At 71.3% G+C, this 15,692-nt stretch carries 13 protein-coding genes; 7 read left to right on the top strand and 6 right to left on the bottom strand.

Translation table 11 applies throughout. From position 1 onward, the window contains the following. Positions 1-20: 20 nt before the first annotated feature. Genes J8M51_RS01190 through J8M51_RS01180 form a run of 3 tightly spaced genes read left to right on the top strand, consistent with a single transcriptional unit; the run spans position 21 to position 3,553 of the window. On the top strand, positions 21-929 hold the full coding sequence (locus J8M51_RS01190; RefSeq protein WP_256966251.1) for a carbohydrate ABC transporter permease: 909 nt from the start codon (positions 21-23) through the stop codon (positions 927-929). Beyond that, a complete protein-coding gene (locus J8M51_RS01185; RefSeq protein WP_086762558.1) occupies positions 926-1,738 on the top strand; it encodes a carbohydrate ABC transporter permease in 813 nt (270 codons plus the stop codon). Before J8M51_RS01190 ends, J8M51_RS01185 begins: the two co-directional genes overlap by 4 nt. A gap of 60 nt (positions 1,739-1,798) precedes the next feature. After that, a complete protein-coding gene (locus J8M51_RS01180) occupies positions 1,799-3,553 on the top strand; it encodes an amylo-alpha-1,6-glucosidase (protein WP_267298897.1) in 1,755 nt (584 codons plus the stop codon). 25 nt (positions 3,554-3,578) lie between these two features. Here the strand turns inward: J8M51_RS01180 and J8M51_RS01175 are convergent, their stop codons facing one another. The 3 genes from J8M51_RS01175 to J8M51_RS01165 form a co-directional block, all read right to left on the bottom strand. After that, entirely contained in the window at positions 3,579-4,478 is a 900-nt protein-coding gene (locus J8M51_RS01175; protein WP_398855319.1) for a geranyl diphosphate 2-C-methyltransferase, read from the bottom strand. Between the two features lie 15 nt (positions 4,479-4,493). Continuing rightward, positions 4,494-5,843, bottom strand: a complete 1,350-nt coding sequence (locus J8M51_RS01170; protein WP_267298896.1) for a family 2 encapsulin nanocompartment cargo protein terpene cyclase — start codon at positions 5,841-5,843, stop codon at positions 4,494-4,496. Positions 5,844-5,961: 118 nt separating this feature from the next. After that, complete coding sequence (locus J8M51_RS01165; protein ID WP_267298895.1) at positions 5,962-7,377, bottom strand: family 2B encapsulin nanocompartment shell protein; 1,416 nt, start codon at positions 7,375-7,377, stop codon at positions 5,962-5,964. Positions 7,378-7,694: 317 nt separating this feature from the next. Here J8M51_RS01165 and J8M51_RS01160 point away from each other — a divergent pair, with 317 nt between their 5' ends. Then, positions 7,695-8,273: a dienelactone hydrolase family protein gene (locus J8M51_RS01160; protein WP_086758930.1), complete on the top strand. Its 579-nt coding sequence runs from the start codon at positions 7,695-7,697 to the stop codon at positions 8,271-8,273. Between the two features lie 54 nt (positions 8,274-8,327). Here the strand turns inward: J8M51_RS01160 and J8M51_RS01155 are convergent, their stop codons facing one another. Continuing rightward, positions 8,328-9,176, bottom strand: a complete 849-nt coding sequence (locus J8M51_RS01155; RefSeq protein ID WP_086758931.1) for an alpha/beta fold hydrolase — start codon at positions 9,174-9,176, stop codon at positions 8,328-8,330. A 437-nt stretch (positions 9,177-9,613) separates the two neighbouring features. On the opposite strand from J8M51_RS01155, the gene J8M51_RS01150 reads away from it, so the two are divergent. Then, a complete protein-coding gene (locus J8M51_RS01150; RefSeq protein ID WP_256965515.1) occupies positions 9,614-10,957 on the top strand; it encodes an MFS transporter in 1,344 nt (447 codons plus the stop codon). 426 nt (positions 10,958-11,383) lie between these two features. Here the strand turns inward: J8M51_RS01150 and J8M51_RS01145 are convergent, their stop codons facing one another. Together J8M51_RS01145 and J8M51_RS01140 are read right to left on the bottom strand one after the other, a co-directional pair. Next, positions 11,384-12,637: an SLC13 family permease gene (locus J8M51_RS01145; protein WP_256965517.1), complete on the bottom strand. Its 1,254-nt coding sequence runs from the start codon at positions 12,635-12,637 to the stop codon at positions 11,384-11,386. A 103-nt stretch (positions 12,638-12,740) separates the two neighbouring features. Continuing rightward, a complete protein-coding gene (locus J8M51_RS01140; protein WP_086758935.1) occupies positions 12,741-13,862 on the bottom strand; it encodes a PrpF domain-containing protein in 1,122 nt (373 codons plus the stop codon). Positions 13,863-14,030: 168 nt separating this feature from the next. On the opposite strand from J8M51_RS01140, the gene J8M51_RS01135 reads away from it, so the two are divergent. Both J8M51_RS01135 and J8M51_RS01130 read left to right on the top strand, forming a co-directional pair. Beyond that, the gene (locus tag J8M51_RS01135) at positions 14,031-14,984 is read left to right on the top strand and encodes a LysR family transcriptional regulator (RefSeq protein ID WP_216587583.1); all 954 of its coding nucleotides are present in this window, start codon (positions 14,031-14,033) and stop codon (positions 14,982-14,984) included. Between the two features lie 97 nt (positions 14,985-15,081). Continuing rightward, positions 15,082-15,639 carry an SMI1/KNR4 family protein gene (locus J8M51_RS01130; protein WP_086764426.1) on the top strand — a complete coding sequence of 186 codons (558 nt, stop codon included), beginning with the start codon at positions 15,082-15,084 and terminating at the stop codon, positions 15,637-15,639. Positions 15,640-15,692 lie beyond the last annotated feature (53 nt).

The raw sequence follows: 15,692 nt of genomic DNA, 5'->3' as shown, positions 1-15,692 counted from the left end.
CGATGATCCCGGGTCCTCGGATGAAACACGCGACACGACGGCGGGACCACCGGTCCCCGCAGTGGACCGCCTGGGCCTTCCTCGCCCCGGTCACCCTCTACCTCGCCCTCTTCTACGCCTACCCCCTGTACCGCAACCTCGACCTGAGCCTGCGCGACTACACCGTCCGCTCCTTCGTCCGGGGCGACGCGCCGTTCACCGGCCTGGCGAACTACCAGAAGGTCTTCGACGACCCGACCTTCGCGCCCGCCCTGCTGCACACCGTCGTCTTCACCACCGTGTGCCTGGCCCTCCAGTACGCCATCGGCCTGGCGCTCGCGGTCTTCTTCCACCAGCACTTCCGGCTCGCCACCACCCTGCGGGCCCTGTTCCTGGTGCCCTGGCTGCTGCCGCTCATCGTGTCCGCCTCCACCTGGTCATGGATGCTCAACAGCGACTCCGGCATCGTCAACACCGCCCTGCACGCCGTCGGTATCGGCCCGGTGCACTGGCTGACCTCACCGTCCTGGTCGCTGACCTCCGTGATCATCGCGAACGTCTGGATCGGGGTCCCGTTCAACCTGGTGGTGCTCCACAGCGGACTGCAGTCGATCCCGGCCGGCCTGTACGAGGCCGCCGCCCTCGACGGGGCGAACGCCTGGCAGCGTTTTTGGCACCTCACCTTCCCGCTGCTGCGCCCGGTCTCCGCCGTCACCCTGCTGCTGGGCCTCGTCTACACCCTCAAGGTCTTCGACATCATCTGGATCATGACCAAGGGCGGCCCGGCGGACTCCTCCACCACCTTCGCCACCTGGTCCTACCAACTCGGCTTCGGCAACCTCCTGCCCGCCTTCGGCCCCGGCGCGGCCGTCGGCAACCTGCTCGTGGTCGCCGCCCTGGTGTTCGGTCTGATCCACGTCCGGGTCCAGCGAAAGCAGACACTGTCATGAACCGAACCTGGTGGAAGACGGCCGTCGGTCTGCTGCTGACCGGGGTCATGCTGTTCCCGGTCTACTGGATGGTCAACGTCTCCTTCACCCGCGAACAGGACATGCGCAAGAGCCCGCCCGACCTGTTCCCGACGCACGGCACCCTGGCCGGGTACCGCACCGTCCTCGACGAGCAACTGCCCTACCTCGCCACCAGCCTCGTCATCGCCCTCGGCACCGTCGTACTGACCGTGGCCCTGGCCGCGCCCGCCGGCTACGCCCTGGCCAAGCTGCGCCCACGCGGCGGCGGTCTGCTGAGCTTCGTCCTGCTGGCCGCCCAGATGATCCCCGGCATCATCATGGCGATGGGCTTCTACGCCATCTACCTCCAGCTCGGCCTGCTCCACTCCGTCCCCGGCCTGATCGTCGCCGACTCCACCCTGGCCGTCCCCTTCGCGGTGCTGATCTTCACCGCGTTCATGTCCGGCATCCCCGGCGAACTGCTCCAGGCGGCGCAGCTGGACGGCGCGAGAGCCCTGCGGACCTTCTGGTCGATCGTCCTGCCGATGAGCCGCAACGCCGTCGTCACGGTCTCGCTGTTCGCGTTCCTGTGGTCCTGGTCGGACTTCGTCTTCGCCAACACCCTGGTCAACGGCGGCGCCCACGAGCCGATCACGCTCGGCGTCTACCACTACATCGGCAACAACAACCAGGAGTGGAACGCCATCATGGCCACCGCCGTGGTCGCGTCACTGCCCGCCGCGGTCATCCTCGTCCTCGCCCAGCGCTATGTGGCGGCCGGTGTCACCACCGGCGCCGTCAAGGACTGAGCCCCCCACCCGCCACGCCCGCAGACGGGCACCCCCTGCTCCAGAAACGAGTCACGCCACATGACCGCCGCCCGATCCGGCCCGGCCTTCTCCGTCCACGACATCCCGTTCAGCGCGTACGGATCCTGGTTCGACATCTCGCCCGTGGTGGCGGAGAAGACGTACGCCGACGACCTCCACCTCGTCTCGCACCAGAACGGCATGCACGGTGTCCTGCGCCTGGTCCCCGTGGACCCGGCCACGGGCGAACGGGCCGAGACCCGTGTCGAGGCGACACCGGGCCTGCTCACCTGGACCGGCGGCGGGGGCCGCGCCGAACTCGCCTACGAGGCGCCCGACACCGTACGGCTGCGGGGCAGCGGCCTGGACTTCCACGTCCACGCCGCCGCGCGGACCCTGACGCCGTTCAGCGGCACGTACTTCTTCCACGACCCGACCGCCGACGCCCATGTGTTCACCTCCTACGAGACCGGCCGCCGCTACCGCGTCACCCTGCTGTCCGGAAGCCTCGCCGACACCACCGGAGCCCAGGCCCTGGGCAGGAGCGACCGCGGCGTCACCGTGACCGGGCCGGCGGACGGCCACTGGGAGATCGCGATCGAGGAACTCGACACCGCCCGCCCGCCCTACGCGCCCCCGGCGCCCTTCGACACCGTCGTGGCCGCCGCGCGGGGAGCCTTCGCGGACTTCGCCGACGCCGTGGCCCCCTGGCGTTCGGCGGCCACCCCGGCGGCCGAACTCGCCGCGTACGTCGTCTGGTCGGCGACCGTGGCGGCGAAGGGCCTGCTCACCCGGCCGGGCGTGCTGATGTCCAAGCACTGGATGGACAAGGTCTGGAGCTGGGACCACTGCTTCAACGCCCTTGCCCTTGCCGAGGGTTCGCCGGAACTGGCCTGGCACCAGTACCACCTGCCCTTCGACCACCAGGACGAGAGCGGCGCCCTGCCGGACTCGGTCACCCACTCCGAGGTCCTGCACAACTTCGTCAAGCCACCCGTCCACGGCTGGGCCCTCGGCCGGCTGCGCCGCACCATGACGACCCCTGTGGACCGGGCCGCGCTGACGGAGACGTACGAGCGTCTGGAGCGCTGGACCGGCTTCTGGCTCACCGCCCGGCGGGCCCCCGGCGCCGACCTGCCGCACTACCAGCACGGCAACGACAGCGGCTGGGACAACGCCACCACCTTCGACCCCGAGCGGGTCGTCGTCACCGCCGACCTCGCCGCCCTCCTCGTCCTCCAGCTCCACGAACTCGCCGTACTGGCGCAGGAGTTGGACCGGAGCGACGAGGCGCGGCGGTGGACGCGGACAGCCGGGGAGATCCAGGCGGCGCTGCTCGACCAGCTCTGGACCGGGGACAGGTTCGTCGCCCGCTCGGCCGCGACCGGGGAGACCTGGGGCAGTGCCAGCCTCCTGGACCTGATGCCCATCGTGCTGGGCGAGCACCTGCCCGCCGAGGTCGGCAGCGCGCTCGCCGACCGCATCGAGGCCCACCTCACCCCGCACGGTCTCGCCACCGAACTGCCCACCTCCCCGCACTACCTCGCCGACGGCTACTGGCGCGGCCCGATCTGGGCCCCCGCCACCGTCCTCGTCGAGGACGGCCTGCGCCGGGCCGGCCACCGGCGGCTCGCGGACGACATCAGCGCCCGTTTCCGCGCCCTGTGCGAGACCCATGGCTTCGCCGAGAACTTCGACGCCCTCACCGGCACCGGACTGCGCGACCGTGCCTACACCTGGACCGCGAGCAGCTACCTCCTCCTCGCCCGGGACCACCACCGGCGGGAGGAACTCGCGGGGCCGGGACCCCGGTAGGGGCCCCGGCCCCGCGAGGACGGGCTCACACGCGGTCTGCGGCGATCAGGACGTACTGGAAGGAGCCGTCACGGTAGGACTCGATGAACGCCTCCTCGATCCCGGTGACCAGCGAGGACGTCGCCCGCAGCTCCCAGTAGGGCAGCGTCTCGGGGGTGAGGTCGACGATGGTGTGCGGCACGAGCCGGTTGTCGGCCATGGCCCGCAGATACTCGCGGCGGGAGTGGATGTTGCACTCGAAGTGGGCGTTGATCTGGGAGACCCACTTCGAGGGCTGGCCGTAACGGGGGTTCCAGCAGCCGGTGATCGTCACATAGCGGCCGCCCGGCTTCAGGAAACGGGAGTGCTCGGCGAACAGGTCGTGAAGGTCGACGTACATGGTCGACTCGTTGTTCCACGAGGCCGAGACGCTGCCCTTGTCGAACGGCGTGTCGAGCATGTTGCACACCCGGGAGCGGACGTGGTCCTCGACCCGCAGTTCGCGCGCCCGCTTGTTGCCGAAGTCGGCCTGGGTCGCGGACAGGGTGACGCCCTCGACCTTGGAGCCGAAGCGGCGATGGGCCATGATCATGGAGCCGCCGCGCCCACAGCCGGCGTCGACGAGGGTGTCGTCCGGACCGACGGTGCCGAGGTGGTCCATGAGGAACTCCGCCTGGGCCGACTCCAGTCGGTGCAGCTCCGCGATGAGCTTCTTCTCGTACGCGCTGTCCGCCGGGTCGCCGAGCGCGGCGTGGTCCACGTCGCCGATGCCGTAGTGGTGGTGGTACAGCCCGTCCACGTCACCCAGGCGGAGATTCACGGGCCGTGCCTCGTTGTTCCAGTAACGGGCGATGTCCCCCTGGTACGGCGAGGCCGGGGCCGGGATCTTGACGGTGGCGGGGGCTTCCGTGGCGGTCGTCGCGGTGGCGGTGGTTTCAGTGGTCACAGAGATATCCGTTCTTTACCAGAAATCGGGCAGGCTGTAGCGGAAGGTATTGGTGCGGTGCCAGTCGTGGTTGCCGTCGACCCAGGCGGCCACGCCCCTGAGGAAGCGCAGCACGGTGGGCACGGGACAGGCCGCCGCGAGTTCGGCCGAGGCGGCCTCGAAGGCGTGCTGGAGTTCGTTGTGGACCTCGACGGCCTTCAGATACGCGTCGCGTTCGGAGAGGTCCTCGCGCTTCGCGATCACCACCGGCAGGTTCAGATGGAGGCCGGGGCTGTCGAGTTCCTTGGTGTACGAGTAGAGGTCGTTGACGATGGTGGTCGCGTTGCCCGCGAGGGCGATGACCCGTTGCATGTCCGGCCGGGCGTGCAGGTCCGCGGGGAGTTCGTAGCCGCCGACGGCGTCGGTGATCGTGGGGCAGGGGCGGAAGTTGTTGAACTGACGCATGGCCAGGTACTCCCACACCTCCGGCACATGACCGGTCTGCGCCCAGGCGGCCTCCGCGAGGTAGCCCATGTGCAGCCGGGCCATGTCGTGCCGGAAACGGTCGGCCTGGGAGGGCGTGGTCGCGCGGACGAAGTGGTCCATCGCGCTGCGGTACGCCCGGCGCGGGGCGTCCGACGCGAGGGACTCCTGCCAGGCCGGCGCGTACTGCGCCGTGCTGTGGACGTGGTCGAGAGCGGTGTGCGCGAGGAGGAGCCGCCCGCCGAGACCGACGGGGGAGCCGCCGTGGTCCTCGCAGTAGCAGTCGTCCACCGCGTTCTCCGCGACCATCAGCCGGGTGGCGAGCATCAGATGGTCGACCGTGGGCGCGTCGGGGTGGCAGCCGACCATGTAACGGCCGACGGAGAAGCCGTCGAACTGCCCCTCCCACTCCTCGGGATAGAGCTGGACCTCGTCCTCGGCCCAGCGCTTGATCCGGCGGCTCACCTCCTCGACACGTACCGGATCGGGCTCCGGGACGGGGTGGTGGTAGAGACCGGGGACGGCCGGGCCCGCGGCGGGCGGCGCGGGCGCCGGGGACACCTGTGCCGGGAGCTGGGCCCGGTACCGGTCGGCCAGGGCGAGTGCGGCCGTGCCCAGTCCGGTGGCTCCGCGCAGGATGTCCTGCAGTGTGGAGCCGGCCGCGGGCGTGTCCACCGTGTCCCGTACGGCGGTGGCGGTGACGGGAGCGGTGGAGGCCGTGGGCGGCGGTGGAGTCGGCGGGCCGGGGACCGTGACCGGCGGGTGCAGCGCTGCCAGAAAGCCGGGGGCGATCGGCGTGGCCGGAGGGTCCGGGACCACCGGCGCGGGGGCGTCCGGCAGGGCTGGGTGCGGCGTCGGCCGCTGCTCAGGCGGTGATGATCCGAGGGGCCCGGAGTCGGGCATCGGCAGCTCCTTGCTGCGGTGGGGCGGGTGTTCCGTCGTGGGCGCGGTGGGGCGAGTGCTGAGCCGTGCCCGGTGGGCCGGGGGCGCGCGGAGTGGGCCGTCAGCGCGGGGCGGGCCGTCAGTGCGAGGTGGGGGCGATCTGCACGTTCTCCATCACACCGAGGGCGTCGGGCAGGAGGACCGCGGCGGAGTAGTAGGTGCTGACGAGGTAGGAGACGATCGCCCGCTCGTCGATGCCCATGAAGCGCACGGACAGGCCCTCTTCGTACTCGTCCAGCAGTCCGGTCTGCCGCAGGCCGATGACGCCCTGGTTCTTCTCGCCGGTGCGCATCGCGATGATGGAGCTGGTCTGCTCCCTGCTGATCGGGATCTTGTTGCACGGCAGGATGGGGACCCCGCGCCAGGCGGGGACGGACTGCCCGCCGAGGTCGACATGGTCGGGGTAGAGGCCGTGGGCGTTGAAGCCGCGCCCGATGGCGGCGATGGTCCTCGGGTGGGCGAGGAACATCTTGGTGCCGCGTCGGCGGCAGAGCAGATCGTCCATGTCGTCCGGGGTCGGCGGGCCGGAGCGGGGCTGGACGCGCTGCTTGAAGTCGGCGTTGTGCAGCAGCCCGAACTCACGGTTGTTGATCAGCTCGTGCTCCTGACGCTCACGCAGGGCCTCGATGGTGAGCCGGAGTTGCTCCTCGCTCTGGTTCATCGGACCGTTGTAGAGGTCGGTGACCCGGGTGTGGATGCGCAGCACGGTCTGGGCGACGGAGAGTTCGTACTCGCGCGGCCGCAGTTCGTAGTCCACGAAGGTGCCCGGCAGGTCGGGCTCGCCGACGTGGCCCGCCGACAGCGCGATCTCGGCCTCGCCGTGTTTGTTCTGCCGCTGCCGGGCGCGGGAGCCGAACTCGTCGATGTGGGCCCGAAGACGGGGCGCGGAGGCCTGGACGGCGGCGAAGTCGGCGCGGGAGAGGGTCAGGAGAGTACCGGCGGTCTCGGCGGTGACCGTACGGTCGTGGCGGGCGTCGGGGTCCAGCAGGGCGTTCTCGCCGAAGTGTTCGCCGTCCGAGAGCACCGCGACGGCGATCTGCCCGCCGTACTTGCCCTCGGAGGTCTGGCTGACCCGGCCGTGGGCGATCAGATGGATGCCGTCCGCGGGGCCGCCGCGCTCGGCGAGGACCTCGCCCGCCGCGAAGTCGCGCTGTGTGCACCGGTCGGCGAGGGCGGTGAGGACGTCCGGGTCCTCGAATCCGCGCAACAGGGCCAGTTCGCCCAGCTCCCGGGGGATGACCCGGACCGTCGCGCCCTCCTGGACGAACTCGACGCGCCCGTCGCCGAGGGTGTGCCGCAAGCGCCGGTTGACCCGGTAGGCGCCACCGCCGGCCTCGACCCAGGGCAGCATCCGCAGCAGCCAGCGGGAGGTGATCTCCTGCATCTGCGGGGCGGACTTGGTGGTCGTGGCGAGGTTACGGGCGGCGGAGGTGCTCAGGGACTGCTGCGGTGCGTCGGATGTGGTCCGGGCTTCCGGGACGCTGTCGACGGACATCGAGAGGTTTCTCCTTGCACGGCGGGTCGTACGGCGCGCACGGGTGCGCCGAAAGGGAGACAGGGAGGAGTGGGCAACGGGCGAGAAGGATCACGGGAATCCGTCCACCTGCAGAAACCTAGCCGCCGAACCGGCCGCATCCGCCAGGGAGACAAGATGCTTACCTCGAAGCGGTGATAATCGGTGCAATGCGGTTTATCGGTCCGTCAGGTGTCATCGCCGCCCCGCGGACCGGCTTCCCGGACCGTGCATGTCAGTGCCGGGGGCCATACTCGTGCCGCGGCGCCACCCGGGCACCGCGACACGAGGGGAGCGACATGGCTGAGGTGCTGGTCTTCCACCATGGACATGGTCTGACCACCGGAGTGCGCGAGTTCGCCGAGCAGGTGCGCCGGGCCGGACACACCGTCCACACCCCGGACCTCTACGAGGGGCAGGTGTTCGACACCCTGGAGGAGGGCATCGGCTACGCCCGGAGCCTCGGCTTCGACACGATCTCGGCGCGCGGCACCGCCGCCGTCGAGGGGCTTCCCGCGGGGCTCGTCCACGTCGGGTTCTCGCTCGGCGTCATGCAGGCACAGCGGCTGGCCCAGACCCGCCCCGGCGCGAAGGGCGCGGTGCTGCTGGAGGCCTGCGTCCCGGTCTCGGAGTTCGGCGACGTCTGGCCGCGGGGCGTCCCGGTCCAGATCCACGGCATGGACGCGGACCCCTTCTTCGCGGGGGAGGGCGACGTGGACGCCGCTCGCGCGCTCGTCGGGGCGGCGGCGGACGCCGAACTGTTCCTCTACCCGGGCGACAGGCACCTGTTCACGGACAGCGGCCTGCCGTCCTACGACGAACAGGCCGCGAAGCAGGTCGTGCATCGGGTGCTCGGCTTCCTCGACCGCGTCGAGTAGGCCGGCGCGCCGCACCCGGTGCGCCGCCCCGGGCGGAAGCAGGGGCCGAGTCGGTCAGCCCAGGTCCATGACGAGGTCGGCGACCCGCCCGGGCATGGAGAGGAACGGCGAGTGCGAGGCGTCCAGCGCCAGCACGGAGGTCGGGTTGTCCGGGAAGGCGGCGTCCGCGTCGCCTATGAACTTCCGCTGCAGGTCCGGGCGTACGGCCATGTCCTGGGCGCAGGTGACGTAGGTGCGGGGGACCGAGCCCCAGCCGTCGGGGGTCAGGGTCGTGGCCTGGAGCGCGATGCCGGCCGGGGCGTCCGGGCTCAGCAGCGCGAGGGCGGCGTCGGCGACGGCCGGTGCGACGTCGCCGAAGAAGGCGTCCCGCAACTGCCCTCGGTACTCCGGGTCGTCGGAGGCGAGGTCGAACCGCAGGGCCCCTATCGCGGCGGGGTCGGCCCGTACGGAGGGGGCGACGAGTTCGCCCGCGTTCTCGGGCATCTGCACATAGGTGATGGCCGGAACGCCCGAGGCGGGCATGAAGGCGGTGAGGTACACCGCGTGCGCCACCAGCTCCGGTGCCCGCTGGGCCGCCCGCGTCAGTACGGCTCCGCCCATGCTGTGCGCCACCACCGTCACGGGGCCGCCCCGGCCGACCTCCTCGATCTGTGAGACCAGCAGGTCCCCGGCCTGGTCCAGGTCCACCCCCGCGACCGGTGAGACCTCGGTGGCCACCGCCCCGGGGTCGTAGGGACGTCTGGTGAGGCACCGCGGGCGTTCGGCGCGCAGTCCGTGGCCCGCCATGTCGACCGCGACCGCCGGACGGCCCAGGGCCGCGACGCGGGCGATGACGTCCGTCCAGCACCAGGATCCGTGCCAGTAGCCGTGCAGGAAGAGCAGGGGGGTCGATCCTGTGGACATGGGTGACTCCTCTGTTCGGCTCGACGACCTCGCGAGCGTCGCCGGGGGTGAAGAGGATTGGACGCCATACGCGCCGGTGGGCTCCAGCGTACTTCCGTCCGGCGGAAGGGTTCTCTGCCCGGCTTCCGCGCATGGGGCGTCAGGTGGCCATTGAGATGGACGAACATCCAATGTGGAGGGCTGCTCGCGGGTGTGAACGGTCGTGACAGTCTGTCGATCACGACGATCCGGGGAACCGGGGCGCGGCGCGCGACACCCGGAGAAGCATGCATGTTGCAGGTGTTCGGGTGGGTTTCTCACCCGCGCCCGACCGGTGTTCCGCAGGGCGGCACAGCCATGCGCCGACCGGCCGACGGCCTCCTACAGTCCACGGCACCAGTCCCCACTGTGGCCCGGGTCACCCTCCATGGCCGGGTCCGCCGGAGGTGAACCGCTCCATGTCCGAGACCAGCAGCGACGCAGCAGCAGTCGGTACCGTCACACCCCCAGCCCCACCGCCCGAGGCCAAGGACGACGTCTCGCGTGTCGCCGTCGCCAGCCTCGTGGGCACCACGATCGAGTACTACGACTTCGCGGTGTACGGCACGGCCGCCGCACTCGTCCTGGGCCCGGCCTTCTTTCCCTCCGGCAGCTCCACGGTCTCGACCCTCGCCGCCTTCCTCACCTTCGCCGCCGCCTTCCTCGCCCGTCCCGTCGGCGTCGTGCTCTTCGGCACCATCGGCGACCGCCTCGGCCGCAAGCGCGCCCTGGTGGCCTCGCTGGTGCTGATGGGTATCGCCACGGTCGGGGTCGGCCTGCTGCCGACGTACGACACCGTGGGCGTCCTCGCCCCGGTGCTCCTGGTGGCCCTGCGGCTGCTCCAGGGCGTGAGCATGGGCGGCGAGTGGGGCGGCGCCGTACTGCTCGCTGCCGAGCACGCCCCGCCGGGGCGACGCGCGGTGTACGCGTCCATTCCCCAGATCGGCCCGCTGCTGGGCTTCCTGCTGTCGAGCGCCGTGATCCTGCCGACGATCGCCGTCGCCGGCCGCGACGGCTTCGCCGACGGGGCGTGGCGGGTGCCGTTCCTGCTGAGCACGCTGCTCATCGTCGTCGGCTTCTGGGTGCGCACCCGGGTCAGCGAGTCCCCCGTGTTCAGCGCCAAGGCCCCGGGCGGCCGCCCCGCCGCCCCGCGGTTCCCGCTGGGCGCCCTGGTCAAGGAGTACCCGGGACAGCTGCTGCTCGGCATCGGCGCGGCGGCCGGCGGCTCCGCCGTCTACTACCTGACGATCGTCTACAGCCTGTCGTACGGGCCCAAGGCGCTCGGCATCGCGCAGAACACGATGCTGGTCGCCGCGAGCGTGGCCGCCGGCGTCACGGCCGCCGCGGTGATACCGGTCGCCCGGCTGGCCGACAAGGTGGGGCGGCGGCCGGTCATCATGGCCGGGGCCATCGGGTGCGCGGTGTGGGCGCTGCCCATGTTCGGCTCCCTGTCGACCGGCGACGGGCTGGTCATCACCGGCGCGTTCACGGTGGGCCTGGTCCTGTTCATCCTGATGTTCGCGCCGATCGCGGCCTTCCTGCCGGAGCTGTTCCCGGCCCGGCTGCGCTACACGGGAGCCTCGGCGACCTTCATCCTCGCCAACACCCTCGGCGGCGGCTTCGCCCCACTGGTCGCGACCTGGCTGAACTCCCAGTGGAAGTCGCCCCTCGTCCTCGGTGTCTACGCGGGCGGACTGTGTCTGGTCAGCCTGCTGTGCGTACTGGCCCTGCCGGAGACCCGTGATCGCGACTTCGCGGCCTGACGCCCTCACCCGAGGCACCGACGATGGCCCCCGCTCTCCGGGCGGGGGCCATCGTCGGGCTCGGCGCTCCGTACACGGGCCGGGATTCGCGGCGCGGCACGGACGAGGCGGAGCACGCCAGGCTCCGTCGGGAGCGGCTTCCTCCCTGCGACGGCACGGTCGATCAGATCCTCGTCCTCCGGACCGCCCTACTGACGGAGGAGGGCCGGCACGCCGGCGCCGGGGGCGCCATCGTGCTCGTCGTGCGGGACGGTGCTACGGCCCGACCGGGACGGACCGGCACCGCTCGCGGTGTCCGGGTGGCCGGAGTTCCCGGTCCACTCGTGGTGGACCCGCGCCCCACCCGCACCGCCGCACGGGCCGACCTGCATCCGCGCCCGCTGCCCGGCACCGACCCCGCCCTGGCCCGCGGCATGCTGTGCATCGCTATGACCAGGGCAGGACCAGCGCGCCCCAGGCGACGATCGGCCCGAGGGCGACGATGCCGCCGGTGTAGCCGATGACCTGGCGGTAGAAGCGGCGGGGGTCCACCCCGCGGGCGTTGCTGAGGACCAGCGCGCCGTTGGTGGAGAAGGGCGAGGTGTCCACGATCGTCGTGGAGACGGCGAGCGCGGCGATCAGCCCGGCGGCGCTGAGGTGGCTGGAGAGCAGCAGCGGTACGGCGATGGGGATGATCGCGGTGAGGATCGCGGTGGAGGAGGCGAAGGCCGAGGTGATGGCCACGGTGAAGCACAGCAGCAGGGCGACGGCGAGCGGGGCGCCGAGGCCCGCCGCGTGCTCGGAGATGCTCTCGATGACGCCCGCCTTCTCCAGCATGGCGATGTACGTCATCATCCCCGCGACCAGCAGCAGAGTGGACCAGCTGACCCCGTCCACGGCTTTCTCCTGCCGCTTCATGTCCACCAGGGCCAGCAGCGCTCCGGCGGCGAGCGCCAGGAAGCCGATCTCCAACTGGAAGCCCAGGGCGCCCACCACGAGTCCCACCAGGCAGGCGAGGGTGAGCCACTGACGCCAGTCGGGGCTGCCGGACACGGCGAGGTCCTCGTCCTCGGCCGCCTCCTCGGAACCCTCGGCCAACGGGGCGGGGCGCTTGGCGAACAGCGCGTAAGTGACCGCCGAGAGCACCAGGTTGATCAGGAAGCTGGCGCTGAAGAGCGTCACCGCGGATACCCGCAGCGCGGTCTCGTCGACCAGGCCGAGCACCAGCGCGCCGGAGACGGCGAGCGGGGAGAACGCGCCCGCGTGTCCACCGCTGATCACCATCATGCCCATGACCAGAGGGTTGAGCTTGTAGCGGTAGGCGAAGTTCATGCCGATCGGCGCGAGGATCGCGACCGCGGCGGGAGTGAAGGTGCCGAACGCCGTCAGCAGCGCGGCCACCAGGAACAGCACCCAGGGGATCAGCGCGACTCTGCCGCGCACCAGCCGCACCCCGGCCGCGACGAGCCAGTCGATGGTGCCGTTGCGACGGGCGACGGAGAACAGATAGGTGACCCCGACGATGGTGACGAAGAGCTTCGCCGGGAACCCCTCGAAGAGTTCGTCCTCGGTGAGGCCGAGCGAGGCGGTGCCGACCGCGAACGTGGCGACGAAGGCGAGGATGCCGAGATTGATCGGCAGTACCGTGCCGACCACGAACATCACCAGCAGCGCGCCTATGGAGATCACTTCAGCAGACATCTTTGTCCTTGGTGCGAGGGGGAGGGGCGCGCCCCGAGGGCGCGAGGGTATCCCGGCGCGAACGGTCGGCGGACCGGCCGGCCGGGGTGATGTCCGTCCCGGTTCAGGCCGCTCGCGGGCTGCCCGTTCCGGGGACGTAGATACGGGCGTCGGCGAGCAGTCGCGCCGCACGCTGCACGGTGACCCGCTGCGGCAGGCCGTCCCGTACGTCGGTGCAGCGGACCGCGACGACACCGGCCGGTGTACCGAGACGCAGCCACTCGTCGGTCGGACCGCCCACGGCCCGGCACACCACCGAGCCCTCGACGAGCCCGGCCGCGGCGACGGCGACGGCGGAGGTCAGACCGATCGCGGGGTGCGGGGTGTTCATGCTGAGCATGCGCACCGAGATGTCGTAGTCCGCCGCCCCGACCGATTCGCCGAGGGTGGTGGTGTACGGCACCGGCGGGCCCACCAGACCCACCTTGGGCACCGCGTCGCCCGGCTCCTCGGCCGGCTCGACCAGCCCCATCAACGGCGCGGCGGTGTGCCGCACGGTGCGCAGCCAGGGCACGTCCGCGTTGATCCGTTCCAGGGACTCGGCGCCGGTGCGACCGGCCCCGACGGCGTCCACGAGCACGACGGGCGCCCCGGCGTCCACCATGCTCACCCGTACGGTTTCGGCGGCGGCCACCCGCAGGTCCTGCGCGGCCCGCCCGGTGGGGAGCAGCGAACCGGTGGTGCCACCGGCCGGATCGCGGAACGTGAGACCGACGGCGACCCCACCGGCACGGGTGCCGGGGACGGTCTGACGACCGAAGTGGCGCACCACACCACCCGTGGTGTCCACCAGCCCTTCCAGAACCGCGCCGGTGTTGATGTTGCGCATCACCACGCGCGTCCGGTCGCCGGTGATCGCGACCAGGCCTTTCGCGACCGTGTACAGAGCGACCCCTGTGGCGCAGTTGCCGCAGTTGCTGGTCCACTCGACCGAGCCCGTGCCGATGCCGACCTGGGCGAAGAGGTAGTCCACGTCCACCTCGGGGGCGGGCGACGGGCTGACCACGGCCGCCTTCGAGGTGGTCGGGGTTGCCCCGCCCACCCCGTCGAGTTCCACGGGATCGCCGGCGCCGTACGCGGAGACCAGCAGCCTCTCCAGTTCGCCACGGTCGGCGGGGACATCGACCTGGTTGAACAGCCAGCACTTGCTGGTGCCGCCACGCACCAGAGTCGCGGGAGTGTGCATGTCCGAAGCTCTTCCTCGATCAAGGGGGAGGGAACGGCCGAAGCGGTGGCCGCGGGTGGACCGCGGGCCGGTGAACCGCTCGGCGATTTCGGCGACCTTGGCAGAGGCCTGACTTCGGAACAATCGCAGTTCACTTCACCTGGGTTTAGCTCGGCTAAAGTCGAAGGCATGCTGAACGTGCGCCGACTGCTCCTGCTCACCGAGGCCGCCGAACGCGGATCACTCACCGCGGCGGCCGAGGCGCTGGGCATGACGACCTCCGCCGCCTCCCAGCAGATGTCCCTGCTGGAAAAGGAGGCCGGGCAGCCCCTCGTCGAGCGGCTGCCCCGCGGCATCCGCCCCACACCGGCCGGGGCCGCGCTGGCCGAACGCGGCCGGGTGATCCGCCGTGAACTACGCGCCGCGCAGGCGGACTTGGACTCCTTCACCGCCCTCGACCAAGGCACGCTCCGGCTCGGTTCGTTTCCCACGGCCAGCGCGTCCCTGCTGCCCCTCGCACTCACCCGCTTCCGGCGCAGCCACGCGGGCATCCGCATCGAGGTACGCGCCGGGGTCCTCGCGGAGCTGCGCGAAATGCTGCACACCGGCGAGGTGGAACAGGGCCTGCTCTGGGACTACGAGTGGAATCGCCTCGACGATCCGGCGCTCTCCCTCACCCACCTCCTGGACGACCCCACGGTGCTGGTCGTCCCCGCCGACTCGCCCCTGCGGACCCATCCCTCCGTGCGCCTGGGCGACCTCGCCGACCAGGAGTGGATCATCCGCGCCGACAACCACCCCGTCGCCGACGTGCTGCGCCGCAGCTGCCGCCAGGCGGGCTTCGAGCCGCGTATCGCCTACTCCTCGCACGACTACCAGGAGGCACAGGCCATGGTCGCCGCCGGCCTCGGCGTCGCCCTCGCCCCCCGCCTGGCGCTCACCAGCCGCCGCAGCGACGTACGTCTCCTGCCGTTCGCCTCCGACGTACCCGCCCCCACTCGCCGCATCCTCCTCGCTCGCGCCACGGCCCGCCCCGCCACCCCACCGGCCCAGGCGATGGCCCGCGTCCTGCGCACGGTCGCGCAGCGCTTCACCGCCCCCGGTCTGAACCGCGCCCAACTCGGCGCGGTCCGGCGCACCTGACGACGCGACGAGGCCGTCCGGGGTGGTCTCCCGGACCAGCAGAAGGGGGCACGGGACGGGCTGTCGGTGTCGTCGGATCGTTCGCTGATCTGTTCGCATGATCTTGAGTGGCGACCGCCGGTTCCCTCCCGCACTCGCCGCCGCGATGGCGCTCGGATTCGACAGCGACAGGGAGAGCGACGGCGAGAGTGACGGCGATGGCGGCGACGGGGTGGACTTCGAGCCCTTCCCGGATTTTCTCTCCGCCGACGAGGCCACCGAGTGGTTTCGGGACTGGACCGGCAACGACGAGCTGACCGGTGACGACTTCCGTGTGTTCGGCCGGGACGGCACCGGCGGATACGCCGCCTTCTGGCTGGCCCGCCCCGCCCGCGCACTGGACGAACAGCCGGTCGTCTTCCTCGGCTCCGAGGGCGAGCCCGGCGTAGTCGCCCGCAACCTGGGCGCCTTCCTGTGGCTGTCGGCCGACGGCCTCGGGCCCTGGGAAGCGGCCACCGCCTACGAGCCCGACCGAACCCCGCAACCCAAAGCTGAGTTGACGGCCGTGGCGGAGAAATTCGCATCGAGTTTCCGGGCACCGGCAGCCACCGTGATCGAACAGGCCGCCGGCGGGTTCCCCGACTTCGACGACACCATCATGGAACTCTGCAGCTGAGCGGTGTATGAGGCTGCTTGACTCTCCCACGGAGGGAGAGTCGAAGGTGGAGC

The sequence above is a fragment of the Streptomyces griseiscabiei genome (genome assembly GCF_020010925.1).
Taxonomy (GTDB): domain Bacteria; phylum Actinomycetota; class Actinomycetes; order Streptomycetales; family Streptomycetaceae; genus Streptomyces; species Streptomyces griseiscabiei.
The sequence above is the reverse complement of the archived record's forward strand: the minus strand, read 5'-3'. Positions and strand labels throughout refer to the sequence as shown.